The sequence below is a fragment of the Nocardioides sp. YR527 genome (genome assembly GCF_900101045.1).
Taxonomy (GTDB): Bacteria; Actinomycetota; Actinomycetes; order Propionibacteriales; family Nocardioidaceae; genus Nocardioides.
Window position 1 is genome coordinate 571,038 of record NZ_FNFN01000001.1, and the last position, 24,651, is coordinate 595,688.

Here is a 24,651-nt window from a genome sequence, read left to right on the forward strand (position 1 = left end):
TCAGTGGTCACTCCCTTCGGGGAGTTCCGCGAAGGAAGTGCGCATTCACCGAGTCACCTCGGTCAGCATCCAGGGAGGACGCATGAGCAAGTACGACCAGCCCGACCGTCGCCCGGCGGTGATCACCGGTTCCTCCTCGGGGATCGGCGCGGAGACCGCGAAGGCGCTGGCCACGGCCGGGTTCCCGGTCGCGTTGGGCGCCCGGCGGGTCGAACGGATCGAGGAGGTCGCCGCGGCGATCCGGGCCGACGGGGGAGAGGCGGTCGCGCACCCTCTGGACGTGACCTCCGAGGACTCGGTGGCCGAGTTCGCCGCGAAGGTGGCCGCGGACCTCGGCGACGTCGAGGTCCTGGTCAGCAACGCCGGCGTCACCCACCCGGGTGCCACGGTCGACGTGGACACCGCGACCTTCGCGGGGCAGGTCGACATCAACCTGCTCGGCGCCCACCGCGTCCTGCGCGCCTTCGGGCCCGGGATGATCGAACGGCAACGCGGGGACCTGGTCTTCCTCTCCTCCGACGTGGCGCTGAGGCCGCGGCCGTTCATGGGGGCGTACGCAGCCTCCAAGTGGGGCCTCGAAGGCATGGTCAACGCGCTCCAGATGGAGCTCGAGGGCACCGGGGTCAGGGCCTCGATCGTGCGACCCGGTCCCACCCACTCCGACATCGGCAACGAGTGGCCCGCCGAGCTCGGCGGGTTCGTGCTGGAGCAGTGGGTCAGGTGGGGCCTCGCGCGCCATCCGCACTTCCTCAAGGCCCAGGCGCTGGCCGATGCGATCACCTCGGTCGTGACCGCCAAGCGCGGAGTCCACATCAGCACCATCGACGTCAACCCCGAAGCCCCTGTGCAGGAGGCACGATGACGATCCCGACCGTCTCCACCGTCCTGGACGACCAGGACCCGAGCGTCCCCGAGATCATCCGCGGCACCGGGCACCTGCCCGAGATGCGGGTCGACCCGATCTCGCTGTTCACCCGAGTCCGCGAGGAGTGCGGAGACCTCGGACGCTTCCGCCTCGCCGACAAGGACGTCGTCCTGGTCACCGGGGCCGAGGCCAACGAGGCGTTCTTCCGGGCGCCCGACGAGGTGCTCGACCAGGCGGCGGCGTACCCGTTCATGACGCCGATCTTCGGCAAGGGCGTCGTCTTCGACGCCTCGCCGGAGGAGCGCCAGCAGATGCTGAAGAACCAGGCGCTGCGCGGCGACATGATGCGCGGGCACGCGCAGACGATCGAGGCCGAGATCCGCCGGATGATCGCCGGCTGGGGCGACGAGGGCGAGATCGACCTGCTCGACTTCTTCGCCGAGCTGACCATCTACACCACCTCGGCATGCCTGGTCGGGAAGCCGTTCCGCGAGGAGCTCGACTCGTCCTTCGCCAAGCACTATCACGAGCTGGAGCACGGCACGGACGCGATCGCGTACGTCGATGCCTACGCCGACATCGAGAGCTTCCGGATGCGCGATGCCGCCCGGGAGAAGCTCGTCGCGCTGGTCCAGGCGATCATCGACAAGCGGGTCGCGCGCGGCAAGGTGGCTCGGGAGGAGCGCGACCTCCTCGACGTGCTCATCTCGATCGACATGGACACCGACACCATCACCGGCGTCTTCATCTCGATGATGTTCGCCGGCCACCACACCTCCTCCGGCACCGCGTCGTGGGCGATGATCGAGCTGCTGCGCAACCCGTCGGTGATGGCGGAGGTCGTGGGCGAGCTCGACGAGCTCTACGCCGATCCGGAAGGAAGTGGCGCAGTCGAGGTGAGCTTCCAGGCGCTGCGCTCGATCCCGGTGCTCGAGGCGGCCCTGAAGGAGACGCTGCGGCTGCACCCGCCGCTGATCATCCTGATGCGGCTGGTGCGCGAGGACTTCGAGCTGCTCGGCGAGACCATCCCGGCCGGCACCCTGCTCGCCGCCTCACCGCGGGTCTCCAACCGGATCGAGGCCGACTTCCCGAAGGCCGATTCCTTCGACCCGAGCCGCTACATCGACCCGCGCCAGGAGGACATGCAGAACCGCTGGACCTGGATCCCGTTCGGTGCCGGCAAGCACCGCTGCGTCGGCAACGCGTTCGCGATGATGCAGATGAAGGCGATCTTCTCGGTCATCCTGCGCGACTACTCGTTCGAGGCGGCACAGCCCCTGGAGTCCTACGCCGACGACTTCACCAAGATGGTGATCCAGCTCCAGCAGCCCTGCCGCGTCCGCTACCGGCGGCGGTCCGTGGGTGGTGGCAGAGCATGAAGCTGACAGCCGACCTCGGGCTCTGCCAAGGGCACCAGGAGTGCCTCGCCGAGGCGCCGGAGCTCTTCGGCTTCGACGACGACAGCTACCAGGTCGTCGTACGCATCACCGAACCGTCCGAGGAGCAGCTTCCCGCCGCGCGTGCGGCCGTCAAGTACTGCCCCGCTTTCGCTCTAGACCTGGAGGACTGAATGGACCGCGCCGAGATCGAGGGTTTCTGGGCCCACTGGCTCGACCTCAACCGGAAGGCGGAGGCCGACGGCAACTGGTCGCCGCTGGCCGACGTGTACGCCGAGGACGCGACGTACGGCTGGATGTACACCCCCGACGAGCACTTCATGGCCGTGGGCCGCGAGCAGATCCGGGAGTGGGCGCTCGGCACAGAGATGGCCGGGCTCGAGGGCTGGCACTACGACTACCAGGCCACGGTCATCGACGACGTCAACGCCATGGTGATCGGCTTCTGGCGGCAGCGCGCCGGGATCGTCGACGACGCGACCGGCGAGGAGTACGAGATCCTCGGGATCGGCGGATCCTGGTTCGGGATCGCGCCGCGGCCCGACGGTGAGGGGCTGGAGTTCGCCTGGCAGCGGGACTGGTTCGACCTCGGCTCCACCGCGACCACCTTCCTCGACATCGTCAAGGCGAAGAAGGCGACCGCCGGGCTGCTGGAGCGGATGTCGCTGAACGGCATCGAGCAACCCGGCCACTACCGCCTCGCCGACCTGCCCTCGACCGTCTGGCCGCCGCCGGTGGCGGCCGGGAACTTCGTGACCCAGGAGCTGCCGAGATGACGCGCATCCCCACCAACCCGCCCGCCCAGCAGCTCGTCGACGGCAAGCTCGGCGCGGCGAGCTCCGGCGAGACGTACGCCATCCTCAACCCGGCCACGGGGGCCGAGATCGGGCGCGCGCCCGACTCGACGGCCCAGGACATGGACGCCGCGATCGCCGCGGCGCGCAAGGCCTTCGACGAGACCGACTGGTCGACCGATGTGGCGCTGCGGGTCCGGTGCCTGCGCCAGCTCCATCAGGCGATCCTCGACAACGCCGAGGCGCTGCGCGGGCTGACGACCGCCGAGGTCGGCGCGCCCGCGTTCCTGGTGGCCGGGCCGCAGTTCGACACCCCGGTCGAGACCCTGGCCTGGACGATCGACCTGGCCGAGTCCTACGAGTGGTCGCGAGACCTCGGTGTCGGGGTCACGATGGGCATCTCCTCGCGGCGGACCGTGCGGCGTGAGGCCGTCGGGGTGGTCGCGGCGATCACGCCGTGGAACTTCCCCAACCAGATCAACCTGGCCAAGATCGGCCCGGCGCTGGCCGCGGGCAACACAGTGATCCTCAAGCCCGCCCCCGACACCCCGTGGCTGGCCGCGGAGCTCGGCCGTCTGGTGGCCGAGCACACCGACATCCCGCCGGGCGTGTTCAACGTCGTCACCCCGCGGGACAACCGGGTGTCCGCGATGCTGGCCGAGGACCCGCGGGTCGACCTGGTCTCCTTCACCGGATCGACGGCCACCGGCCGGGCGATCATGGCGGCCGCGGCGCCCAGCCTGAAGAAGGTCTTCCTCGAGCTCGGCGGGAAGTCCGCGGCGATCGTCCTCGACGACGCCGATGTCGCCTCGGCTGCCTCGATGGCGGCCTTCTCGGTGGCCGTTCACGCAGGTCAGGGCTGTGCTCTGACCACCCGGCTGCTGGTGCCTCGCGCGTCCTACGACGCGGCCGTCGAGGCGGCCGCGGCCACGATGGCCTCCCTCGGGGCGGGCGATCCCGCCGATGCCGGCACCATCTGTGGCCCGGTGATCTCCGCGGTCCAGCGTGACCGGATCCTCGGCTACCTCGCGCTCGCCGAGGAGGAGGGCGGCCGCATCGTCACCGGCGGCGCGGTCGCGGTCCAGGACGGCGATCTCGCCGGCGGTTTCTGGATCCAGCCCACCGTCGTCGCCGGCCTCGACAACTCCGCCCGCGTCGCGCGCGAGGAGATCTTCGGCCCCGTGCTCACCGTGATCCCGCACGACGGTGACGACGATGCCGTACGCATCGCCAACGACTCGCCCTACGGCCTCTCCGGCTCCGTGGAGTCCGGGTCTCTGGAGCGCGCGAAGTCGGTGGCCGCCCGGATCCGCACCGGCACGATCGGCGTCAACGGCGGCCAGTGGTTCGGCCCCGACGCGCCCTTCGGCGGCTACAAGCAGTCCGGCCTCGGCCGGGAGATGGGTGTCGAAGGCTTCGAGGAGTACCTCGAGACGAAGCTGGTCGCGGAGCCGGCATGAGCACAGGAGAGACCATGAGGTTCAAGGAGAAGGTCATCGTCGTCACCGGGGCGGCGCAGGGGATCGGGGAGGCGTACGCCAAGGGGTTCGCCGCCGAGGGCGCTGCCGTCGTCGTCGCCGATCTGAACGAGGAGAAGGGGCAGCAGGTCGCCAAGGAGATCGAGGCGGCCGGCGGTGTCGCGAGATTCATCCGCTGCGACGTCTCCGACCACGCCTCGGCGGCCGCGCTGGTGACCGAGACGACCGAGGCGTACGGCGGGATCGACGGGCTGGTCAACAACGCCGCGATCTACGGCGACATGGCCTTCGACCTGCTGATCACCGTCGACTGGGACTACTACGAGAAGTTCATGAGCGTGAACCTCCACGGTGCCCTGGTGATGACCCGAGCCGTCTACCCGGCGATGCAGAAGCGGGGCGGCGGGGCGATCGTCAACCAGTCCTCCACCGCCGCCTACCTCTACTCCGGCTTCTACGGACTGGCCAAGGTCGGCATCAACGGTCTGACCCAGCAGCTCGCCCACGAGCTCGGTGGGATGAACATCCGCGTCAACGCGATCGCGCCGGGGCCGACCGACACCGAGGCGACCCGGGTCCAGGCCGGTGACGCGGCCAAGGAGATGACGAAGGGCATGGCGATCAAGCGCCTCGGCACCACCGAGGACATGGTCGGGACCGCGAAGTTCCTCCTTTCCGAGGACTCCTCGTGGATCTCCGGCCAGATCATCGCCGTCGACGGTGGCGGGACGTTCCGGCTGTGAACGCGGCGCCGAGGACACGCGCCGGCTTCGTCGGGCTCGGCAACATCGGCAAGCCGATGGCGCTCCAGCTCGCAGGTACGGACGGGATCGAGCTGTGGGTGCACGACATCGCACCCGAGCCCGTCGCGGAGCTGAGCGCCGCGGGCGCGAAGACGACCGCCTCGGTCGCAGAGCTTGCGACCGCGGTCGACGTGCTCAGCGTGATGGTGCGCGACGACGACCAGGTGCGCCAGGTGCTCGCCGAGGTGCTCACCGCCGTCGGCGAGCGGCCGGAGGGCGCCCCACTGACGGTCCTCGTGCACTCCACGGTCGCCCCGGCGACCCCCGCCGAGCTGGCCGCGACCGCCCATCCGCACGGTGTCCACGTGCTCGACGCCCCCGTCTCCGGTGGCCCGATGGGAGCCGCCGAAGGCACCCTGGCGATCCTCGTGGGCGGCAGCCCCGAGGCGTACGCAGCGGCCGGGCCGGTCCTGGCGGCGATGGGCTCCAAGGTCGTCCATGCCGGCTCGGTCGGCACCGGGACCAGGTTCAAGCTGGCCCGCAACCTGCTCCACTTCGCCTCCTTCACCGCCGCCACCGAGGCCCAGCGTCTCGCCGAGGCGGCAGGGCTGGACCTGGTGGCGCTCGGCGACGTCGTCCGCCACACCGACGCGATCACCGGTGGACCGGGCGCGATCATGCACCGCGACACCACCGCACCGATCGAGGAGACCGACTTCTGGCACGGGATCTTCGGCCACGTGGTCGCGCTGGGGGAGAAGGACCTCGGCTTCGCGATCGCGCTCGCCGACGAGCTCGGCGTCGAGGTGCCGCTCGCCCGGCTCGCGCTCGAGCGGCTGGCGCCAGGGCTGGGGATGTCCGGAGCCGGCCCGGCAGAACCGGTGGAGGACAAGTTCGCCGACCTCCCCGAAGCCCGCGCTCGAGGGCTGCGCAAGATGGAGGAGGTCTACGGCTTCGACATGGCCGACGGCGAGGGCGACTTCTTCCGCTACACCGCCGACCACCTCTTCGGAGACATCTGGCAGCGCCCGGGCCTGACCACCCGCGACCGCCGGCTCCTGTTGATCGGCCTGCTCGCCGGCCAGGGTGCCGCGGACGTGCTCGGGATCCAGATCCCCGCGGCGTACGCCAACGGCGAGCTCTCCGAGGACGAGCTGCGCGAGATCGTCGTCTTTCTGAGCCACTACGCGGGATGGCCCAACGGTGCCAGGATGAACACGGTCGTCGAGGAGGCGATCGGCAAGGCCCGGAGGAAGGCTCAACGCTCATGACGTACGTCATCACCCAGTCCTGCTGCAACGACGCCTCCTGCGTCGAGGTCTGCCCGGTCGACTGCATCCACCCCGGCCCCGACGAGCCGGGGTTCGGTGCCGCCGAGATGCTCTACATCCATCCCGACGAGTGCATCGACTGCGGCGCCTGCGAGGACGCCTGCCCGGTCAACGCGATCTACCCGGACTACGAGGTGCCCGACGCCTTCGCGCCCTACGTCGACATCAACGCGGCCTTCTTCGAGTTCACCGGCGAGCAGGACGAGCCCGTGCCGCTGCCGCCGTCCGGCGCCAAGATCCCCGGAGGCCCGCTCAAGGTGGCCGTGGTCGGGGCCGGCCCCGCGGGCTGGTACGTCGCCCAGGAGCTCGCCACCACCCGCCGCTGCGACGTCGAGATCACCGTCATCGACCGGCTCGCGACCCCGTACGGCCTGGTCCGCTACGGCGTCGCGCCGGACCATCTGGACACCAAGGAGGTGTCCGCGGACTTCGCCAAGACGGCCCGCCACCGCCGGGTGCGGACGCGCTACAACGTCGAGATCGGGCGAGACGTCACCCATGAGGAGCTGCTCGGCGCCCACCACGCGGTCGTCTACACGACCGGCGCCGGCGAGGGTCGCAGCCTCGGCCTGCCGGGGGAGGAGCTGCCTGGCTCGACCTCGGCCGCGGAGCTCGTCGGTTGGTACAACGGCCATCCCGACCGGGCCGCGCTCACCTTCCCGCTCGCCCATGAGCGCGCCGTGGTCATCGGCAACGGCAACGTCGCGCTCGACCTGGCCCGGCTGCTGCTGGCCGACGAGGAGGCGCTGACGTCCTCCGACCTGGCCCCGGCGGCGCTTTCGGCCCTGGCCGCCAGCGGTATCCGCGAGGTCGTCGTCACCGCCCGTCGTGGCGCCGAGCACGCCGCCTTCACCAGCCCCGAGCTGCGCGCACTGGCCGACGACCCGGGCATCGACGTCGTGGTCGGGGAGGCCGACCTCGCAGGACTCCCGGCCGAGGACGGTGCGACCGAGCGCAACGCCCGCAGCTTCGCGGCGGTCCAGAAGGCCGACCTGCTCCGCGACCTGGCCGCCCGGCCGCGTACGAACGCCGCGAAGCGGCTGGTCCTCCGCTTCGGCCTGACCCCCACCGAGATCCTCGGCGCAGACACCGTCGCCGGAGTTCGGTTCGAGGGCGGCGAGGAGATCGAGGCCGGCCTGGTCGTCCGCGCCACCGGCTACCGCTCCGTAGGGGTCGACGGTGTCCCGCACGAGGAGGGCAGCGGCCGCTTCCCGCACGAGGCCGGCCGGGTGCTCGGCTCCCGCGCCACCTACACCGCGGGCTGGGCCAAGCGCGGCCCCAGCGGCGTGATCGGCACCAACCGCGCCTGCGCCGCCGAGACCGTACGCACCCTCCTGGACGACCACGCCGCCGGCTCGCTCGCCGACCCCGCCGGCGAGCCCCTCGACGACCTCCTCGCAGAGCGCGGGGTGATCGTCGTCGACCAGACCGGCTGGAACACGCTCGACACCCACGAGCGCGAGTCCGGCAAGGAGATCGGCCGGCCCCGCGTGAAGGTGACCGACCGGGAGGAGCAGGTCCGCATCGCCGCTCTCGCCCGCGTCTGACCCTCTCCCCACGCCGAGTCGGCCCGTCCTGACAGAAGACATCGCCGAGTCGGCTCGTTATGACGAGCCGACTCGGCAGGAATCTCGGTCAGCGTTGGGGAGGTCTGCAAGAGTGGGTGAAAACCGATCCTCGGGGAAGGCACTCCATGTCAGACGGCTACCAGGACTGGAACCAGTCGATCATCGACGAGTTCCGCTCGAACGACGGCAACGTGACCTCGGTGCCGTTCGGGCGCGGGCTCGTGCTCGTGCACCACACCGGCGCGAAGACCGGCACCGAGCGGGTCTCGCCGGTGGCCAACCTCCATCCGGACCCCGACACCTGGCTGATCGCCGCCTCCAAGGCCGGCGCGCCCGAGAACCCGGCCTGGTACCACAACCTGCTGGCCCACCCGGAGACCAAGATCGAGACCCCCGACGAGGGCGTCGTCGAGGTCGAGGTGACCGAGCTGAAGGACGCCGAGCGCGACGCCGCCTGGGAGCGGTTCAAGGCGATGAGCCCCGGGTTCGGCGAGTACGAGGCGAAGACCGACCGGGTCATCCCGATCCTCGCCCTGCGGCGGCGCTGAGCTCAGACCGGTGTGATCGGCAGCGACCGGCGCGGCTCGAAGGCGAAGTCCGCGCCGGTGCTGAACCGCACCACCGCGACCTCGGCGGCCTCGGGAGCGGGCTCGGGGCGGCGTACGACCTCGGCCCGCCAGCCGTCTTCGACGGCACCGACCTCGACGTCGAGGTGAGGGTCGAGGGCCTGCACCGCGGCCTGGAGCGGAACGGACCATTCCGGACCGATCAGCGAGACCCAGGCGCCGTCCTCGTCGGCGGCCGAGGGCCGCACGACGAGTGCGTCGGCATCCGCCTCGACCGAGACGTAAGCAGCGGGGTTGAGCATCGGGTGGAGCGCGAGCAGCCGCACCGCTCCCTTGATGTCAGGCGGCAGCGAGAGAGCCCGGGCGAGGCGTGCGGCAGCGATGCCGGCGACCCCGACCAGCTGCTTGCGGCGGATGTCGAGGAGCTGCTCGGGTGAGGTCGCCCGGGGCTCGAGCGCGAGCGTGAAGCCACGGTCGAGCAGCGCCATCTGCAGGCAGACCTCGTCGGCGATCCGCGCCAGCGCCGAGTGGGAGAAACCGGCCAGGTCGAGATCGGAGAGAAGCGGCCCGGCATAGTCGGCCGCGCCAGCATCAGCCGGATCGATCGGCGCCAGCTCGAGGGTCGCGGCTCGGGAGCGCTCGTTGACGGCCAGCTCCGGGACGGCCTGCGCCTCGGGGTGGGAGTCGTCGATGACCACGGTCCAGCGGCAGTGCGGCGTCCGGTCGGCCGGCATCCGTGGCGGCCGGTGGACCGGGCGCACCTGCGCGCGGGGGTGGGTCGCGATGGCGGTGGCATCGAAGGTCGGGTCCTCGATGTCGTGGCACATGCCGCGGACGTACTCCTCGCCCATCGGCTCCACGTCCATCAGCGCACCGCAGTGGTCCAGGTGGAACTCGCCGTGGCGGGCGTCGTGGACGGTGTAGCGGAAGTCCATGAACTGCGGCGGCGCCCCGATGTCGAGCTGGAGACCCTTGAAGATGGTGGGCACATCGCCCTGACCAGGCACGGAAGGCGCATACCCCAGCGCCGCCTGCATCCGCCGGGTGTAGATCGGCGAGGCGGCGGCCCACTCGACGATCGCGATCCGCAGCATCTCCTCGCGCCCGAAGGCGGAGATGCACCACGCCATCCCGGAGCGGTCGATCAGCTGGCCGATCAGGAGGAGCTCGCGGACGACCTCGGCGAGCTCCTCCCTGGTCAGGTCGGCGTAGCGGGAGCGGGTCAACGGATGCGGAGCTTCCGCATCCAGCGCAACGACGTCTGCATCTGCTTGGCGTAGTCGTCGAAGGTCTGCTTGCCCTGCGGCCCCATGACCTGCTTCTTCAAGGTCGCGACGTTCTGGGTCTCGGTGTACTTCAGCAGCCCCTGGTCGCCGTGCCGGGCACCGACGCCGGACTGCTTCATGCCTCCGGACGGGGTCGACTTCGAGGCGTACGCGGTGGCCAGGCCGTCGTTGATGTTGACGTTGCCGGACTCGATCCGGGCCGCGATCGCCTGTGCGCGCTTGAAGTTCGTGGTCCACACCGAGGCGTTGAGCCCGTAGTCGGTGTCGTTGGCCAGCTCGATCGCCTCCTCGAGCGTCGAGTAGCGGTGCAGCGAGACCACCGGCCCGAAGGTCTCGGTCACCCCGTGGAGCATTTCCTTGGTGGTGCCCTCGAGGATGGTCGGCTCGAAGAACGTCGGCCCGATGTCGGGCCGGGCCTTCCCGCCGGTCAGCACGGTGGCGCCCTTGGCGACCGCGTCCTCGACGTGCGACTGGACCCGCGCCAGGTGGTCGGGGGAGACCAGCGCGCCGAGGTCCGGTCCGAAGGCGTACGCCGCCTCGATCCGCATCCCCTCGACAGCCGCTACGAACTTGTCGCGGAACTCGTCGTACCTCGCATCGGGGATGTAGATCCGCTCGATGTGCATGCAGATCTGGCCGGTGTTGCCGAAGACGGCGAACATCGAGCCGCCGACGGTCTCGTCGATGTCGGCGTCGTCGAGGACGATCATCGGGTTCTTGCCGCCGAGCTCGAGGCACGCACCGATCAGGTTGCGCCCCGCCTGCTCGCCGATCACCCGGCCGGTCGCGGTCGAGCCGGTGAACATCGCGTAGTCGACGTTGTCCAGCATCGTGGGCCCTACGTCCGGGCCCTCGCCGCAGACGACCTGGAAGAGGCCCTTCGGCAGGCCCGCCTCCTCGAGCAGCGAGATCCCGAACAGGGGCGACAGGGCGGTCTTGTTGTCGGGCTTGAGGAGCACCGCGTTGCCGGCCATGAGCGCCGGGATCGCGTCGGAGAGACCGGTCGCGAACGGGAAGTTCCACGGCGCGATGATCCCGATCAGGCCCCGCGGCGGGTGGCGCTCGATCGAGCTCGACAGCACCGGCATCACGCCCGGGCGCTTCTTGTCCTTGAGCAGCTTCGGCGCGCGCTTGAGGTAGTGCGAGATCACCATCGGCGGGTCGCAGACCTCCTCGAACGCGATCCGGCGTGCCTTGCCCGACTCGGCCTGGATGAGGTCGGCGATCTTGTGCTGGTTGCGCAGGATCAGCTCGTGGGCACGCTTGAAGACGGCCAGGCGCTCCGGCAGCGGCGTCGCCGCCCACGCCCGCTGCGCCGCCCGGCCGGCCGCGGCGGCCCGCTCCACGTCTTCCGGCGAGGACTGCGGCAGCGCCACCAGCACCTCGCCGGTGTAGACCTCGGTCAGCTTCCAGGACGCACCCGTGGAGGACGGGACCCGAGAGACCAGCTCGCCCAGCACCTCCTCGGTGATCCAGTCGGGGCGGCGTACGCCCGCTGTCTTCGCGGTGTCAGTGCTCATGTCTGATTCCGATCAGCTGTTGAGGACGAAGGTTGCGCAACGGTCACCGATCATGACCGCCGGAGCGTTGGTGTTGCCGCCGATGATCGACGGCATGATCGACGCGTCGGCTACGCGGAGGCCGTCGATGCCGCGTACCCGGAGCTGCGGGTCGACCACCGCTCGCTCGTCGACGCCCATCCGGCACGTGCCGACACCGTGGTAGATCGAGGTCGCCCGGTTGGTCACCTCATCCTTCATCGCCTCGGCGTCGATCGCCTTGCCGGGATGGATCTCGGACTTGACCTGGTCGCCGAAGGCAGGTGAGGCCATGATCTCGCGGATCATCTCCACGCCCTCGAGGAGCACGCGCTTGTCGTCGGGCTCGGCGAGGTAGTTGAAGTCGATCAGCGGCTCGGCCGTCGGGTCGGCGCTGCGCAGCCGCAGCGTCCCGCGCGAGCGCGGGTAGATGAGCGACGACATCACCGTCAACGCGGCCCGCGGGTCGACGTCGTGGCGGATCGGTGCGTCCTGGTTGGGGGAGGGGTAGGCCCAGGGAAGGACGTGCAGCTGCAGGTCCGGTACGTCGGTGGCCAGCGAGGTGCGTACGAACCCGACCGTCTCGAAGACGGTGTGGCCGAGGATCGACTTCCCGACGGTCTGCTCCTTGAGGACCGCCTTGCCGAAGTAGCCCGCGGTGCCGTGGTGCAGAGCCGTCGGCATCTCCCACGTGGTCGGCACGAACATGTGGTCGTGCAGGTTGTCGCCGACCGGCAGCTCGTGGACAGTCTGGATCCCGTGCTCGGCCAGATGGGCGGAATGACCGATTCCGGAGAGCATCAGCAGCTGCGCCGAGCCGAAGACGCCCGCGGAGACGATGACCTCCTGGGTGGCCGAGATCGTCCGAGGACCCTGTTTGGTGACGATCTCGACCCCCGTCGCCCGCCCGTTCTCGATCACGATCCTCGAGACGTGCACGCGGGTCAGCGTGGTCAGGCTGGGCAGCTCCTGGTCGTGGAGGTAGCCCCGCGATGCCGAGTAGCGCAGCCCGTCGATCGCGCTCTGCTGGAAGGTCGAGACGCCCTCCTGCTCGGCGCCGTTGTAGTCGTCGAGCACCTTCACGTCGAGGGTCTCGGCGGCGGCGCGCTGGAAGGAGAGCGACGCCTCGGTCGGGCGCGGGTGCTTCATGACCTTGATCGGCCCGCCCGTGCCGCGGTAGTCGGTGCCGCCGCCCTCGTAGTCCTCGACCCTCCGGTACGCCTCGTTGACCGAGTCCGCGTCCCAGCCGGTGTTGCCCTCGGCTGCCCAGGCGTCGTAGTTGGCCCGGTTGCCCCGGACCCACAGCAGGCCGTTGATGGAGGAGGAGCCGCCGAGCACCTTGCCGCGCGGCTGGGGCAGCTCGCGGTTGCGGGCGTGCTGCTGGGGGACCGTGTGGTATCCCCAGTCGACGAGCTTCTTCAGCCGTGGCTCGGCGTGCATCGGGCCGATCATGCCCGGCTTGGTGACCAGGTAGTTGTGCTTGTCGTTCTTGCCGGCTTCGAGGAGGATGACGGACTTGCCGGCCGCGGCCAGGCGGCCGGCGACGGCACAGCCGGCCGAGCCGGCGCCGACGACGACGTACTCCGCCTCGGTGACTTTCTCGCGTGCCATGAGGTCAGATCCTCTCGATGATCGTGGCGGTGGCCTGCGCACCACCGGCGCACATGGAGACCAGGGCGGTGCTGGCGTCGCGCCGTTCGAGCTCGTGCAGCGCGGCGGTGAGCAGGCGGGTGCCGGTGGAGCCGACCGGGTGGCCGAGCGCGATCGCGCCGCCGTTGACGTTGATCTTCTCCTCGGGGACCTGGTGCACCTTGGCCCAGGACATGACCACGCCGGCGAAGGCCTCGTTGACCTCGGCGATGTCGATGTCGCCGATCGTCATCCCGGTGTCCTTCAGCGCCTTCTCGGTCGCCTGGACGGGGCCGTCGAGGTGGTAGTAGGGGTCGGAGCCGACGAGGTTGGAGGTGACGATCCGGGCCCGCGGGGTGAGCCCGAGGGAGGCGGCGACGTCGGAGTCCATCAGCAGGAGCGCCGAGGCGCCGTCGGAGATCTGCGAGGAGGTGCCGGCGGTGTGGGTGCCGCCCTCGAGCACAGGGCTGAGCCCGGCGAGCTTGTCGAGGGAGGTGTCGCGGATGCCCTGGTCCTCGGTGACCGTGCGTACCTCACCGGTGAGGTTGCCCTCGTCGTCGAGCATGGGGGCCTCGACGGCGAAGATCTGGCTCTCGAGGTGCCCGGCGTCGCGCGCCTGACGCGCCTTGACCTGCGACCAGAGCCCGAACTCGTCGACCTCGTTGCGGGAGAACCCGCGGTTCTTGACGATCCGGTCGGCGCCCTCGAACTGGTTGGGCAGATCTATGTTCCAGTCCGCGGGACGTGGATCGCCGGCTCCCTTGGGCACGTTGGCGCCCAGCGGGATGCGTGACATCGACTCGACACCGCAGGCGATGCCGACCTTGATCTGGTCGGAGGCGATCATCGCGTTGATCAGGTGCGTGGCCTGCTGGGCCGAGGAGCACTGCGCGTCGATGACCGTGGAGCCGGTGTGGATCGGCAGCCCGGCGTGGAGCCAGGCGCGGCGGACCATGTTGTTGGACTGCTCCCCGGCCTGGGAGACGCAGCCGCCGATGACCTGATCCACCAGGTCAGGGTCGATGCCGGCGCGCTTGAGCACCTCGACCTGGGCGGCACCGAGCAGGACGCCCGGGTGCAGACCCGCCAGCCAGCCCTTGCGTTTGCCGATGGGGGTACGGACGGCTTCGACGATGACGGGCGTGCCCATGGAACCTCGCTCTTCGGGGGTATCGACAAGTCGCTGGTGCGCGGCCGCGCACCGCCACGCCTGATGACGTGACACCGGTTACACTCGATTGTCCCAAAGTAGAACGTGTTCTCGTTTAGCGCAACCCTTGTGTGATCCTGGGCACTGTGTGACGATAAACTAGAACGTGTTACAGAAAAGACCTCGAAGGAGCACACCCGTGACCGCTCTCCCCGTGGATTTCGATCCGACTGATCCCGTGCTCAACGAGGAGCGCGTCCCGCTCCAGGAGTTCATGGAGCTGCGACGTACGGCTCCGGTCTTCTGGATCGAGCAGAAGCCCGAGGCGCGAGCAGGGTTCCTCGACACCGGCTTCTGGGCGGTCAGCAAGCACGAGGACATCCTCGCCGTCTCCAAGGACAGCGAGAACTTCAGCACCAACGAGAACGGCGTCATCATCCGGTTCGCGCCGGACATGACCCGCGAGCAGGTCGAGCTGCAGCGCGCGATGCTGATCCACCACGACGCGCCCGACCACACCAAGCTGCGCCAGATCATCAGCCGAGGGTTCACCCCGCGCGCGATCAACGCTCTCAAGGAGCGCCTGATCGAGCGGGCCAACGGCATCATCGACGACGCGCTGGCCAAGGGTGAGGGCGACTTCGTCTCCGAGGTCGCCGCCGAGCTCCCGCTCCAGGCGATCGCCGAGCTGCTCGGCGTCCCGCAGGAGGACCGCCGCAAGCTCTTCGACTGGTCCAACCAGATGCTCGCCTACGACGACCCGGAGTACGACGCCGATCCCGAGGCCGCCTCGATCGAGATCCTGACGTACGCGATGATGCTGGCCGCCGAGCGCAAGGCCGACCCCAAGGACGACATCATCTCCAAGCTCGTCAACGCCGAGATGGAGGGCGGCGCGCTGGGCGATGACGAGTTCGGCTTCTTCGTCATCTTGCTCGCGGTCGCGGGCAACGAGACCACCCGCAACGCGATCTCGCACGGCATGCAGGCCTTCTTCGAGAACCCCGACCAGTGGGAGCTGTGGAAGAAGGAGCGGCCCGACACGATGGTCGACGAGGTGATCCGCTGGGCGACCCCGGTGACCGTCTTCCACCGCACCGCGATCAACGACGTGGAGGTCGGCGGACAGCTCGTCAAGGCCGGGCAGCGCGTCGGGCTCTACTACGCCTCGGGGAACCACGACGAGGACGTCTTCGACGACCCCGACACCTTCGACATCACCCGCGAGCACAACCCCCACCTCGCCTTCGGCGGCCACGGCGCCCACTACTGCATCGGGGCCAACCTGGCGCGGATGGAGGTGCGGATCATGTTCGACGTGATCGCCGACCGGATGCCCGACCTGAAGCCCAACGGCGCACCGCGCCGGCTGCGTCACGCGTGGATCAACGGCATCAAGGAGCTTCCGGTCAGCTACGCCTGACCAGGAATCCGGACATTGGAGAAGTGGGGCCGGCGGAACGGATAGTGCGCCGGCACCCACTTCTCCAACGCTTCGTGGACTACCTCGTAGAGCCCCTGTTCATAGGCCTCGGTGGTCACCCACCAGCTGACGTCGACGTCGTACGCCGCCAGCTCCTCGCTCAGTTCCTGCCGGATGCCCAGCGGGTAGAGATAGGCGCACCCGACGTAGCCGAGCCCTGAGGTCTCCAGGAGGTAGGAGAACGACTTGTTCTCCTTCCACTCGCCCTCGTGCCAGACCAGGTCGATGTAGTCGTCCTCCTCCGACGTCGGCCCCTCCGGCCACCCACCACCCCGGGTCGCGTTGATGAGCTCCCGGCCGGCGTTGATGGCACGTACGTCATCGGCCAGGCACTCGCGCGACAGCGGCCGCGCCGTCAGGTCGCCGTGGGTGAGCACCCGCGGCGCCTCGAACCCCTCGGGCACGACGAGCAGCTTGCTCAGTCCTGCGTAGCTCATGTCTGGCACTCCATGGCACAGCACGCTATCGGAGGCTGCGGTTCAGATGGACAGAAAAGAGTGCGCGTCAGCGCATCGTCACGACGATCTTGCCCTGGTTGTCGCCTCTCGCGAGACGTGCGTACGCCGCCACCGCCTCGCTCAGCGGGAACGTGCTGTCGACGACGGGCGTGACGATGTTGCTCGTCACCAGCGCGGTGATCGCCTCGAGGTCTGCGCGCGACTGGGGCACGACGAGTACGCCGACGTCCTTGCCGGTCCGTGCCTTGACGAGCGGGCGGGCGGGCAGGGCGGCGAGGAGGATCCGGGTCGAGCCGCCGACCATCCGGTAGGTGCCGCCCGGGCGCAGGGCGCGGTGGACGCGGAAGGGGGAGCGGTGAGCGACCAGGTCGACGATCAGGTCGTAGCGTTCGCGGTGGTCGGCATGATCGGCCCAGTCCTCGGCCTCGAAGTCGACGGTGATGTTTGCGCCGATCCGGTGCATGAAGTCGGCCTTGTCGGCCCGGTCGACGGCGGTGACCTCGCCGCCTCGGGCCTTGGCCAGCCCGACGACGAGCGGTCCGCCCGCACCGCCTGCGCCGTTGACCAGCACCCGATCGCCCGGATGCACTCGTCCTTCGACGGCGCGCCAGGCGATGCAACCGGCCTGCGGGATCGAGGCGGCTTCGACGTACGTCAGACCGGCCGGCTTGCGCGCGAGCAGCCGCGGCTTCGTGGCGACATACTCGGCCAGCCCGCCGCGGTAGCCGGCCAGCTCCCCGAAGACCTCGTCACCGACGGAGAACTCGCTCACCTCATGCCCTACCGCTGAGACCACACCCGCGATGTCGGATCCCGGCACCGGCCGCCGGGGTCTGCGCAGGCCGCCGACGCGTGAGTAGAACGGCGAGCCGGCGAGGTTCTCCCGGTCGGACCCGTTCAGCGAGCAGGCATGGACCTCGACCAGCACCTCGTCGGCCGTCGGCTCGGGCACCGGGAGATCGGCCATCTCGACCGCGTCGAGCCCGCCGTACGTCCTCTGGGTCAGCGCCAGCATCGCTGCCTCCTGTCTCGCAGGCAACGCTAGCGCTCCGGCCGGAGGCCGACCTCCGGTTTTGCCGGGGTCAGTCGCGGAAGTGCGGTGAGCGCTTCTCCTTGCGCGCGGCGACGGCCTCCTCGAAGTTGCCGGTGAGGAGGCGGACCAGGAGCTGGCCGAGGCCCTCGCCGTGCATGTGCTGCTCGAAGCTCCCAGCGCTCTGGGCGTCGATGAGCGTACGTTTGGTGAGCTCGACGCCCGGGCGGCTCCATCGGGTGATGGCGCTCGCGGTCTCCAGGCAGCTCTCGATCAGCTCGTCGTCGGGTACGACGCGGGACACCAGGCCGGTGAGCGCGGCCTCGTCGGCGTCGATGTCGCGTCCGGTCAGCATCCACTCCGCGGCGCGGGAGGAGCCGACGGCGCGGGGGAGCAGGTAGGAGAGCCCCAGCTCGCTGGCGGTGAGGCCGTTGTTGATCCCGGCCGCGCGGAAGTACGCCGACGAGGCGGCCACCCGGATGTCGCAGGCCAGCGCCAGGCACAGGCCGCCGCCGATCGCGGCGCCGTTGACCGCCGCGATGACCGGCTGATGCATGGTGCGGAGGGTGAGGACCAGGTCCTCGAGCATCTCCATCGCCCGCAGCGCCACCGACACCGCGGTGAGCCCCTCGATCCCCGGCATCCGGCCCTTCTCGCCACTCTGGTCCGCACCGGAGCAGAAGCCGTGACCGGCCCCGGTCAGGATCACCGCACGCACCGAGTTGTCGGCCGAGATCTCCTCGAGCCGGGCGACCAGCGGCACGATCACGTCGAACGCCATCGAGTTCATCCGCTCCGGCCGGTTGAGCCGCAACACCGCGACGTCCTCGGTCGCTCGCTCCATCTCGACGTACGTCATCTCAGAACTCCTTCAGCATGCGTCGAGTCGGCTCGTCCTGACGCGGCACTTGGTCAGGACGAGCCGACTCGGCGGGGTCAGTTGGTCGGGGGCTGCGAGCCGACGACCCACATCGAGAAGAACTGCGACCCGCCGCCGTAGGCGTGGCCGAGGGCGCGGCGGGCGCCGTCGACCTGGTGCTCGCCGGCGCGGCCCCTGACCTGCAGAGCGGCTTCGGCGAAGCGGAGCATGCCGGAGGCGCCGATCGGGTTGGAGGAGAGTACGCCGCCGCTCATGTTGACCGGGAGGCCGCCGTCGAGGGCGGTCTCGCCGGCCTCGGTGAGCTTCCAGCCCGAGCCCTCGGCGGCGAAGCCGAGGTTCTCGAGCCACATCGGCTCGAACCAGGCGAACGGGACGTAGATCTCGGCACAGTCGATCTCGCGGGCCGGGTCGGTGATCCCGGTCGCCTTCCACAGCGCCGCCGCCGCCTCGCGGCCCGCCTGCGGGTTGACCTGGTCGCGCTCGGCGGCCGAGGTGGGCTCGGAGCGCATCACGGTGCCGTGGATCCAGGCAGGCGCCTCGTACGTCTTGGCGACGTCCTCGGCGGCGATCACCATCGCGCAGGCACCGTCGGAGGACGGGCAGGTCTCGTCGTAGTGGATCGGGTCCCAGAGCATCTGGCTCGCCAGCACGGACTCGACAGTGGTGCCCTCGTTGTGCAGGTGCGCGTAGGGGTTCTTCAGCGCGTTGTTGCGGTCCTTGGCCGCGACGATCGCACCGATGTGCGAGGGCGCCTCGGAGCGGCGGATGTAGGAGCGTACGTGCGGGGCGAAGTAGCCGCCCGCGCCCGCGTGCACCGGCATCACGAACGGCACCGGCACCGAGAGCGCCCACATCGCGTTGGACTCCGACTGCTTCTCGAAGGCCACCGTGAGAACGCGCTTGTGGACGCCCGCCTGCACCAGCGAGGAGGCCACGATGGCGGTCGAGCCGCCCACCGAGCCGGCGGTGTGCACCCGGAGCAGCGGCTTGCCGGCCGCGCCCAGCGCCTCGGCGAGGTAGAGCTCGGGCATCATCACGCCCTCGAACAGGTCCGGTGCCTTGCCGATGACGATGGCGTCGATCTCGTCGAAGGTCAGCCCTGCGTCGTCGAGCGCCCGGTCCATCGCCTCGCGGCACAGCCCGGCCATCGAGACGTCCTCGCGCTTCGCGCGGTGGTGGGTCTGGCCGATCCCGACCACGGCGGCTGGGGTCTTGCCCATCAGTTTCGTCCTTCCATCACGCACACGAGGTTCTGCTGCAGTGCGGGCCCGCTGGTCGCGTGGCCGAGCACCTTGTCGGCCGATCCGTCCCAGATCCGCTTGGCGGCCTCGCCGATCCGGATCGCGCCGGCGCTGAACATCGGGTTGGCGGCGAGCGCCCCGCCCGACGGACTGACCGCGACGTCGTCCGCGAGGCCGAGCGCAGAGCGCAGGACCAGCTCCTGATGGCTGAACGGCGCGTGCAGCTCGGCGACCTGGACACCCGCGGTGCCGCCCACGGCAGCTGCCGCCCGCTCGGCCGATCCGGAGATGGTCAGATCGCGGGTGCCGAGGTGGAGGCCGTCGGAGCTGTGCGCGATCCCGGTGATCCAGGCCGGACGCTGGTTGGCGTCATAGGCCCGGTCGCCGGCGGCGAGCACGATCGCGGCCGCGCCGTCGGTCACCGGAGCGCAGTCGTGCTTGCGCAGCGGGTCGGCGAACATCGGCCGGGCGAGCAGCTCGCCCACCGAGGAGCCGCCGGCACGGACGGCGTACTCGTTCTTCTCCGCATCGGTCAGCGACCGGTTGACGACCTCGGCCAGAGCGGCCTCGTCCCAGAGCCCGGCGTCGAGCCCGAGGCGCGCCTGGAGCGCGGCCAGGGAGACGGTGTCGGGCCACAGCGGCGTCATCGTGTAGGGGTCGAGCTGCAGCGTCAGCGTCCGGCGCAGCACACCGGCCGACGCCTTGCCGAAGCCGAAGACCAGCGCGGTGTCGACCTCGCCGGTCTGGATCTTCAGCCATGCCTCGTACAGGGCCCAGGCGGCGTCCATCTCGACGTGCGACTCGTTGACCGGGGGCAGCACCCCGATCGCGTCGATCGCGCTCACGAACGAGAACGACCGGCCGGCCAGGTAGTCGGACGAGCCCGAGCACCAGAACCCGATGTCCTTCTTGGCCCATCCGGTCTGCTCGTAGCACTCGGCCAGGATCGGTACGAGCAGCTCGGCCATGCTCGGCGACCCGTCGAAGTCCTTCATCTGTCGCTGGGCGAACCCGACGACGGCAACGTCTCTCACTGAGCGCTCCTCACAGGTGGTGCTTGTAGCTGTCGAAGTCCGCGTCCGGCTCGTCGGCCGGCGCGAAGTGGCTGATGTTCTCGATGCTGGTGCCCCACTCCTCGCGTGGCTTCCAGACCGCCTCGACCCGCATGCCCATCCGGACCTCCTCGGCCGGGATGTCCAGGATCAGGTGCTGCAGCGCGATGTCGGCGCCGTCGAGGAGGACGTACGCGGAGACGTACGGCGGCTTGATCTTCTGTCCCAGGAACGGGACGTTGACGATGCAGAAGGTCGTGACCGTCCCGACCTGGGAGAGCTCGACCTCCTCCGCGGTCGGCACCCCGTCGGTCGGGCAGGCGCCGCGCGGCGGGACGTAGACCTTGCGGCACTTCGGGCACCGCTGGCCCAGGATCCGGCCCTCGGCCAGGCCGCGGAAGAACGAGGACTCCTCCGGCGAGGCGGCGTAGTGGTAGTCGAGGCCGACCGGGGTCACGATCCGGCTGACGTCGTCACCGGCGGCGGGTGTCTGGGCGACTGCACGGTCGCCGGTGTCGGGTTCGAAGACGAGATCGTTGACCGAGCCGGTCCGCTCCTCGGACCATCTGGCTCGGACCCTCATGCCGGTCTCGATGTCGTCGGGGGAGGCGACGTCGACCGCGTGCAGCCACGGGGTGCCGGCCCCGTCGACGGTGATCAGGGCCCACGCGAACGGCCTCTCGAACGGCTGGCCGGCGACGGGCTCGCTGACCCAGGTCCACGAGGTGACCGTGCCGGTGTCGGGGAGCTCGACGAACTCGGTCACGGCCTGGTGGCTGACCGGGTCGAACTCAGGTGGTGGGACGGCGACTCGACCGTCGGCGAGGCGGCCGCCGACGATGGTGGCGTCACGCAGCCCGGTGAGGAAGCGGCCGATCACCGGGCCTGTGGATCTGGTGTAGTCGAAGGCGACCGTCACGGGTGCCTGCAAGGTGCGACTCATGGTAGAAAGTGAAACACGTTCTAGTATTGGCCACAACCCGTACGCCCTGCCGATCGGCGGCGGAGCCGCGGACGAAGGAGTCGATGAGAGTGAAGCTGGGACTACAGCTGGGCTACTGGGGAGCACAGCCACCGACCGGGGTGGGCGAGCTCGTCGCCGCCGCGGAGGAGGCCGGGTTCGATGCGATCTTCACCGCGGAGGCGTGGGGGAGCGACGCGTTCACCCCGCTGGCCTGGTGGGGCCGGGAGACCTCGCGGGTCCGGCTCGGCACCTCGATCGTGCAGATGTCGGGACGTACGCCGACCTCGATCGCGATGCACGCGCTGACGCTCGACCACCTCTCCGGTGGCCGCTTCGTCCTCGGGCTCGGCGTGAGCGGTCCGCAGGTGGTGGAGGGGTGGTACGGCCAGCCGTTCGGCAAGCCGCTGGCCCGGACGCGTGAGGTCGTCTCGATCGTCCGCCAGGTGCTCGCCCGGGAGGCGCCGGTGACCAACGGCGGGCCGCACTACCCGCTGCCGTTCACGGGCGAGGGTTCGGTCGGGCTCGGAAAGCCGCTCAAGCCGATCGTGCACCCGCTGCGCGCCGACATCCCGATCTGGCTCGGCGCCGAAGGCCCCAAGAACGTCGCGCAGACCGCCGAGATCGCCGACGGCTGGATCCCGATCTTCTACACGCCGCGGTCCGCCCCGATGTACGCCGACTGGCTGGCCGAGGGGTTCGCGCGACCCGGCGCGCGGCGGACCGCTGACGACTTCGAGATCGCGGCGACCTGCCACCTCCAGGTCGTCGCGAACGCGGAGGAGAAGCAGGCGACGCTCGAGGCGATGAAGCCGTTCGCGGCCCTCTACATGGGTGGGATGGGCGCCAAGGAGCAGAACTTCCACAACCAGGTCTTCGAGCGGATGGGCTACGCCGAGCTCGCCGGCCAGGTCCAGGCCCTCTACCTGACCGGCGAGAAGGAGAAGGCCACCGCGCTCATCCCCGACGAGCTCGTCGACGACCTGCACATCATCGGCACCGAGGGCGAGGTACGCGAGAAGGTGGCCCAGTGGGAGGAGACCGGTGTCACCACCCTGCTGCTGAGCCTCGGCTCGGCCGCCGACGTCCATCGCATCGCCGAGGTGATCGGATGACGGAGGTCTACGCCGTCACCGGGTCGGCCTCGGGGATGGGAGCCGCGGTGGTCGAACGGCTTCTCGCTGCTGGGCACCGGGTGATCACCGTGGACCTCGCAGAGGCCGATGTCGTCGCCGACCTGTCGACGCCCGAAGGCCGTCGCGACGCCACCGAGAAGGTGCTCGCCGCGTGCGGCGGCCGGCTCGACGGTGCCGTCCTCGCGGCCGGGCTCGGACCTGCGCCGGGGCGGGATCGGCCCGCGCTGATCACCCAGGTCAACTACTTCGGCGTCGTCGAGCTCCTCGAAGGCTGGCGCGAGGCGCTGGCCGCGACCGGCGGCGCGAAGGTCGTGGTCTTCTCGAGCAACTCGACCACGACGATGCCGCTGGTCCCTGGCCGGGCGGTGGCCGCGCTGCTCGAGGGCGACGCGGAGCGGGCGCTGAAGGCGTACCGGATCTTCGGGAAGGGGGCGCCGGCGATGGCCTACGGCGGCTCGAAGGTCGCGGTGACCCGCTGGGTCCGGCGGCGCGCGGTCGAGCCGGACTGGGTGGGAGCAGGGATCCGGCTCAACGCGATCGCGCCGGGCGCGGTGCTGACGCCGTTGCTGGAGAAGCAGCTGGCGACACCGAGCGAGGCCAAGCAGATCAAGTCCTTCCCGGTGCCGGCCGGAGGCTACGGCGACCCCGGCCTGCTCGCCGACTGGGTGATCCACATGCTCGGCCCGGCCGCGGACTTCATGGTCGGCAGCGTCGTCGTGGTCGACGGCGGCACCGACGCCTGGTTCCGGGCCGATGACTGGCCGCGGCCGGTGCCCGGCCGGCGGCTGCGCAGCTATCTGCGCAGGATGCGCGAGTTCAGGAAGGCCCGTCGATGAGCGACCCGATCGACCCGCTCGCTCCGGCGACGCTGGGTCCGGTGACGCTGCGCAACCGGGTGATCAAGGCGGCGACGTTCGAGGGCGCATCGCCCGGGGCGCTGGTCTCGGACCGGCTGATCGACTACCACCTCGCCGTCGCCGAGGGCGGCGTCGGGATGACCACGGTCGCCTATCTCGCGGTGGCCCCGGAGGGACGTACGCATGCCGACTGCATCTACTGGCGCCCGGAGGCGCTGGCCGGGCTGCGGCGGCTGACCGACGAGGTCCACGCCACCGGCGCCAAGGTCTCGGCCCAGATCGGCCACGCCGGCCCGGTGGCCAACGCCAAGTCCAACGGGGTGCCGTCGCTGGCGCCGACGCGGTCGTTCAACGCGCTGGGGATGGCGTTCAACCGCGCCGCGACCGCCGCGGACCTCGCTCGGGTGGTCGAGCAGCACGCCGCCGCGGCGAGGATGGCGGTCGAGACCGGGTTCGACGCGATCGAGGTGCATCTGGGCCACAACTACCTGCCCAGCTCGTTCCTCAGCCCGCGGCTCAACCCGCGTACCGACGAGTTCGGCGGGTCGCTGGCAAACCGGGCTTCGTTCCCGCGGCGCATCCTTGCCGCCGTCAGGGAGGCCGTGGGCGGGCAGGTCGCCGTGCTCGCCAAGATGAACATGCGCGACGGCTACCGCGGCGGGTTCGACCTGCCCGAGTCGGTGGAGTTCGCGCGCCTGCTGGAGTCCGACGGTCATCTCGACGCGCTCGAGCTCACCGGCGGCTCCTCGTTCATGAACCCGATGTACCTCTTCCGCGGCGACGCCCCCTACCGCGAGATGGCGGCCAACATGCCGCTGCACCCGGTGATCAGGATGGGCATGCGGATGGTGGGGAAGGGGTTCTTCAAGGAGTACCCCTACAAGCCGCTCTACTTCCTCGACAACGCCCGCGAGTTCCGTCGCGCGCTGACGATGCCGCTGGTGCTGCTGGGTGGGGTCACCGACCTGACCGGGATGCGCACCGCGATGGACGAGGGCTTCGAGTACGTCGCGATGGCCCGCGCGCTGCTCCGTGAGCCGGACCTGGTCAACCGCCTACGTGCCGACCCCGAGACGGTGTCGAGATGCATCCACTGCAACCTGTGCATGTCGACCATCTATCCGGGGACCCATTGCCACCTCGACGACGAGCACGTCTACGGTGAGGCTCACCCCATTCTGCAGCCCCCATCCTGCTGAGCTGATTCC

23 protein-coding genes are annotated in these 24,651 nt (G+C 70.1%); 13 read left to right on the top strand and 10 right to left on the bottom strand.

Features of this window, described 5'->3' with window-relative positions; genetic code table 11:
* Positions 1 to 82: 82 nt before the first annotated feature.
* The 9 genes from BLT25_RS02720 to BLT25_RS02760 all read left to right on the top strand — a co-directional run bounded on the left by BLT25_RS02720 (position 83) and on the right by BLT25_RS02760 (position 8,724).
* On the top strand, positions 83 to 862 hold the full coding sequence (locus BLT25_RS02720) for an SDR family oxidoreductase (RefSeq protein ID WP_091041598.1): 780 nt from the start codon (positions 83 to 85) through the stop codon (positions 860 to 862).
* On the top strand, positions 859 to 2,244 hold the full coding sequence (locus BLT25_RS02725) for a cytochrome P450 (protein WP_256328414.1): 1,386 nt from the start codon (positions 859 to 861) through the stop codon (positions 2,242 to 2,244). The genes BLT25_RS02720 and BLT25_RS02725 overlap by 4 nt, the downstream gene beginning before the upstream one ends.
* Entirely contained in the window at positions 2,241 to 2,435 is a 195-nt protein-coding gene (locus BLT25_RS02730; RefSeq protein ID WP_091041601.1) for a ferredoxin, read from the top strand. The genes BLT25_RS02725 and BLT25_RS02730 overlap by 4 nt, the downstream gene beginning before the upstream one ends.
* The gene (locus tag BLT25_RS02735) at positions 2,436 to 3,038 is read left to right on the top strand and encodes a hypothetical protein (protein WP_091041604.1); all 603 of its coding nucleotides are present in this window, start codon (positions 2,436 to 2,438) and stop codon (positions 3,036 to 3,038) included.
* Positions 3,035 to 4,516, top strand: coding sequence for an aldehyde dehydrogenase (locus BLT25_RS02740; RefSeq protein WP_091041607.1), 1,482 nt, complete (start codon positions 3,035 to 3,037; stop codon positions 4,514 to 4,516). The genes BLT25_RS02735 and BLT25_RS02740 overlap by 4 nt, the downstream gene beginning before the upstream one ends.
* A complete protein-coding gene (locus BLT25_RS02745) occupies positions 4,513 to 5,277 on the top strand; it encodes an SDR family oxidoreductase (RefSeq protein WP_256328415.1) in 765 nt (254 codons plus the stop codon). Before BLT25_RS02740 ends, BLT25_RS02745 begins: the two co-directional genes overlap by 4 nt.
* The gene (locus BLT25_RS30295; protein WP_256328416.1) at positions 5,274 to 6,548 is read left to right on the top strand and encodes an NAD(P)-binding domain-containing protein; all 1,275 of its coding nucleotides are present in this window, start codon (positions 5,274 to 5,276) and stop codon (positions 6,546 to 6,548) included. The genes BLT25_RS02745 and BLT25_RS30295 overlap by 4 nt, the downstream gene beginning before the upstream one ends.
* The gene (locus BLT25_RS02755; protein ID WP_091041612.1) at positions 6,545 to 8,155 is read left to right on the top strand and encodes an FAD-dependent oxidoreductase; all 1,611 of its coding nucleotides are present in this window, start codon (positions 6,545 to 6,547) and stop codon (positions 8,153 to 8,155) included. The genes BLT25_RS30295 and BLT25_RS02755 overlap by 4 nt, the downstream gene beginning before the upstream one ends.
* 146 nt (positions 8,156 to 8,301) lie before the next feature.
* Positions 8,302 to 8,724 carry a nitroreductase/quinone reductase family protein gene (locus tag BLT25_RS02760; protein ID WP_091041615.1) on the top strand — a complete coding sequence of 141 codons (423 nt, stop codon included), beginning with the start codon at positions 8,302 to 8,304 and terminating at the stop codon, positions 8,722 to 8,724.
* A 2-nt stretch (positions 8,725 to 8,726) separates the two neighbouring features.
* On the opposite strand, the gene BLT25_RS02765 is transcribed toward BLT25_RS02760, so the two are convergent.
* Genes BLT25_RS02765 through BLT25_RS02780 form a run of 4 tightly spaced genes read right to left on the bottom strand, consistent with a single transcriptional unit; the run spans position 8,727 to position 14,345 of the window.
* Positions 8,727 to 9,968, bottom strand: coding sequence for a hypothetical protein (locus tag BLT25_RS02765; protein ID WP_091041617.1), 1,242 nt, complete (start codon positions 9,966 to 9,968; stop codon positions 8,727 to 8,729).
* On the bottom strand, positions 9,965 to 11,548 hold the full coding sequence (locus BLT25_RS02770; protein ID WP_091041619.1) for a succinic semialdehyde dehydrogenase: 1,584 nt from the start codon (positions 11,546 to 11,548) through the stop codon (positions 9,965 to 9,967). The genes BLT25_RS02765 and BLT25_RS02770 overlap by 4 nt, the downstream gene beginning before the upstream one ends.
* Before the next feature lie 12 nt (positions 11,549 to 11,560).
* Positions 11,561 to 13,177: a GMC family oxidoreductase gene (locus BLT25_RS02775; RefSeq protein WP_091041621.1), complete on the bottom strand. Its 1,617-nt coding sequence runs from the start codon at positions 13,175 to 13,177 to the stop codon at positions 11,561 to 11,563.
* 4 nt (positions 13,178 to 13,181) lie between these two features.
* Positions 13,182 to 14,345, bottom strand: a complete 1,164-nt coding sequence (locus BLT25_RS02780) for a steroid 3-ketoacyl-CoA thiolase (protein ID WP_091041623.1) — start codon at positions 14,343 to 14,345, stop codon at positions 13,182 to 13,184.
* Between the two features lie 199 nt (positions 14,346 to 14,544).
* Here BLT25_RS02780 and BLT25_RS02785 point away from each other — a divergent pair, with 199 nt between their 5' ends.
* A complete protein-coding gene (locus BLT25_RS02785; protein WP_091041625.1) occupies positions 14,545 to 15,768 on the top strand; it encodes a cytochrome P450 in 1,224 nt (407 codons plus the stop codon).
* Here BLT25_RS02785 and BLT25_RS02790 read toward each other — a convergent pair.
* From BLT25_RS02790 to BLT25_RS02815, 6 genes are all read right to left on the bottom strand, one after another.
* On the bottom strand, positions 15,759 to 16,265 hold the full coding sequence (locus BLT25_RS02790) for a GNAT family N-acetyltransferase (protein WP_091041628.1): 507 nt from the start codon (positions 16,263 to 16,265) through the stop codon (positions 15,759 to 15,761). The genes BLT25_RS02785 and BLT25_RS02790 overlap by 10 nt on opposite strands.
* Positions 16,266 to 16,332: 67 nt before the next feature.
* Positions 16,333 to 17,301 (bottom strand): NAD(P)-dependent alcohol dehydrogenase, encoded by a 969-nt coding sequence (locus BLT25_RS02795; RefSeq protein ID WP_091041631.1) that lies wholly within the window; start codon positions 17,299 to 17,301, stop codon positions 16,333 to 16,335.
* 67 nt (positions 17,302 to 17,368) lie between these two features.
* Positions 17,369 to 18,175: an enoyl-CoA hydratase gene (locus BLT25_RS02800; RefSeq protein ID WP_091041633.1), complete on the bottom strand. Its 807-nt coding sequence runs from the start codon at positions 18,173 to 18,175 to the stop codon at positions 17,369 to 17,371.
* Positions 18,176 to 18,252: 77 nt separating this feature from the next.
* On the bottom strand, positions 18,253 to 19,416 hold the full coding sequence (locus tag BLT25_RS02805; protein WP_091041635.1) for a thiolase domain-containing protein: 1,164 nt from the start codon (positions 19,414 to 19,416) through the stop codon (positions 18,253 to 18,255).
* Positions 19,416 to 20,471 carry a thiolase domain-containing protein gene (locus tag BLT25_RS02810; RefSeq protein ID WP_091041637.1) on the bottom strand — a complete coding sequence of 352 codons (1,056 nt, stop codon included), beginning with the start codon at positions 20,469 to 20,471 and terminating at the stop codon, positions 19,416 to 19,418. The genes BLT25_RS02805 and BLT25_RS02810 overlap by 1 nt, the downstream gene beginning before the upstream one ends.
* Positions 20,472 to 20,481: 10 nt before the next feature.
* Positions 20,482 to 21,432, bottom strand: coding sequence for a Zn-ribbon domain-containing OB-fold protein (locus BLT25_RS02815; RefSeq protein WP_091041640.1), 951 nt, complete (start codon positions 21,430 to 21,432; stop codon positions 20,482 to 20,484).
* Positions 21,433 to 21,515: 83 nt separating this feature from the next.
* Here BLT25_RS02815 and BLT25_RS02820 point away from each other — a divergent pair, with 83 nt between their 5' ends.
* Genes BLT25_RS02820 through BLT25_RS02830 form a run of 3 tightly spaced genes read left to right on the top strand, consistent with a single transcriptional unit; the run spans position 21,516 to position 24,642 of the window.
* Positions 21,516 to 22,565, top strand: coding sequence for an LLM class F420-dependent oxidoreductase (locus BLT25_RS02820; protein ID WP_256328417.1), 1,050 nt, complete (start codon positions 21,516 to 21,518; stop codon positions 22,563 to 22,565).
* Positions 22,562 to 23,422, top strand: coding sequence for an SDR family oxidoreductase (locus BLT25_RS02825; RefSeq protein WP_091041644.1), 861 nt, complete (start codon positions 22,562 to 22,564; stop codon positions 23,420 to 23,422). Before BLT25_RS02820 ends, BLT25_RS02825 begins: the two co-directional genes overlap by 4 nt.
* On the top strand, positions 23,419 to 24,642 hold the full coding sequence (locus BLT25_RS02830; RefSeq protein ID WP_091041647.1) for an NADH:flavin oxidoreductase: 1,224 nt from the start codon (positions 23,419 to 23,421) through the stop codon (positions 24,640 to 24,642). Before BLT25_RS02825 ends, BLT25_RS02830 begins: the two co-directional genes overlap by 4 nt.
* Positions 24,643 to 24,651: the final 9 nt, after the last annotated feature.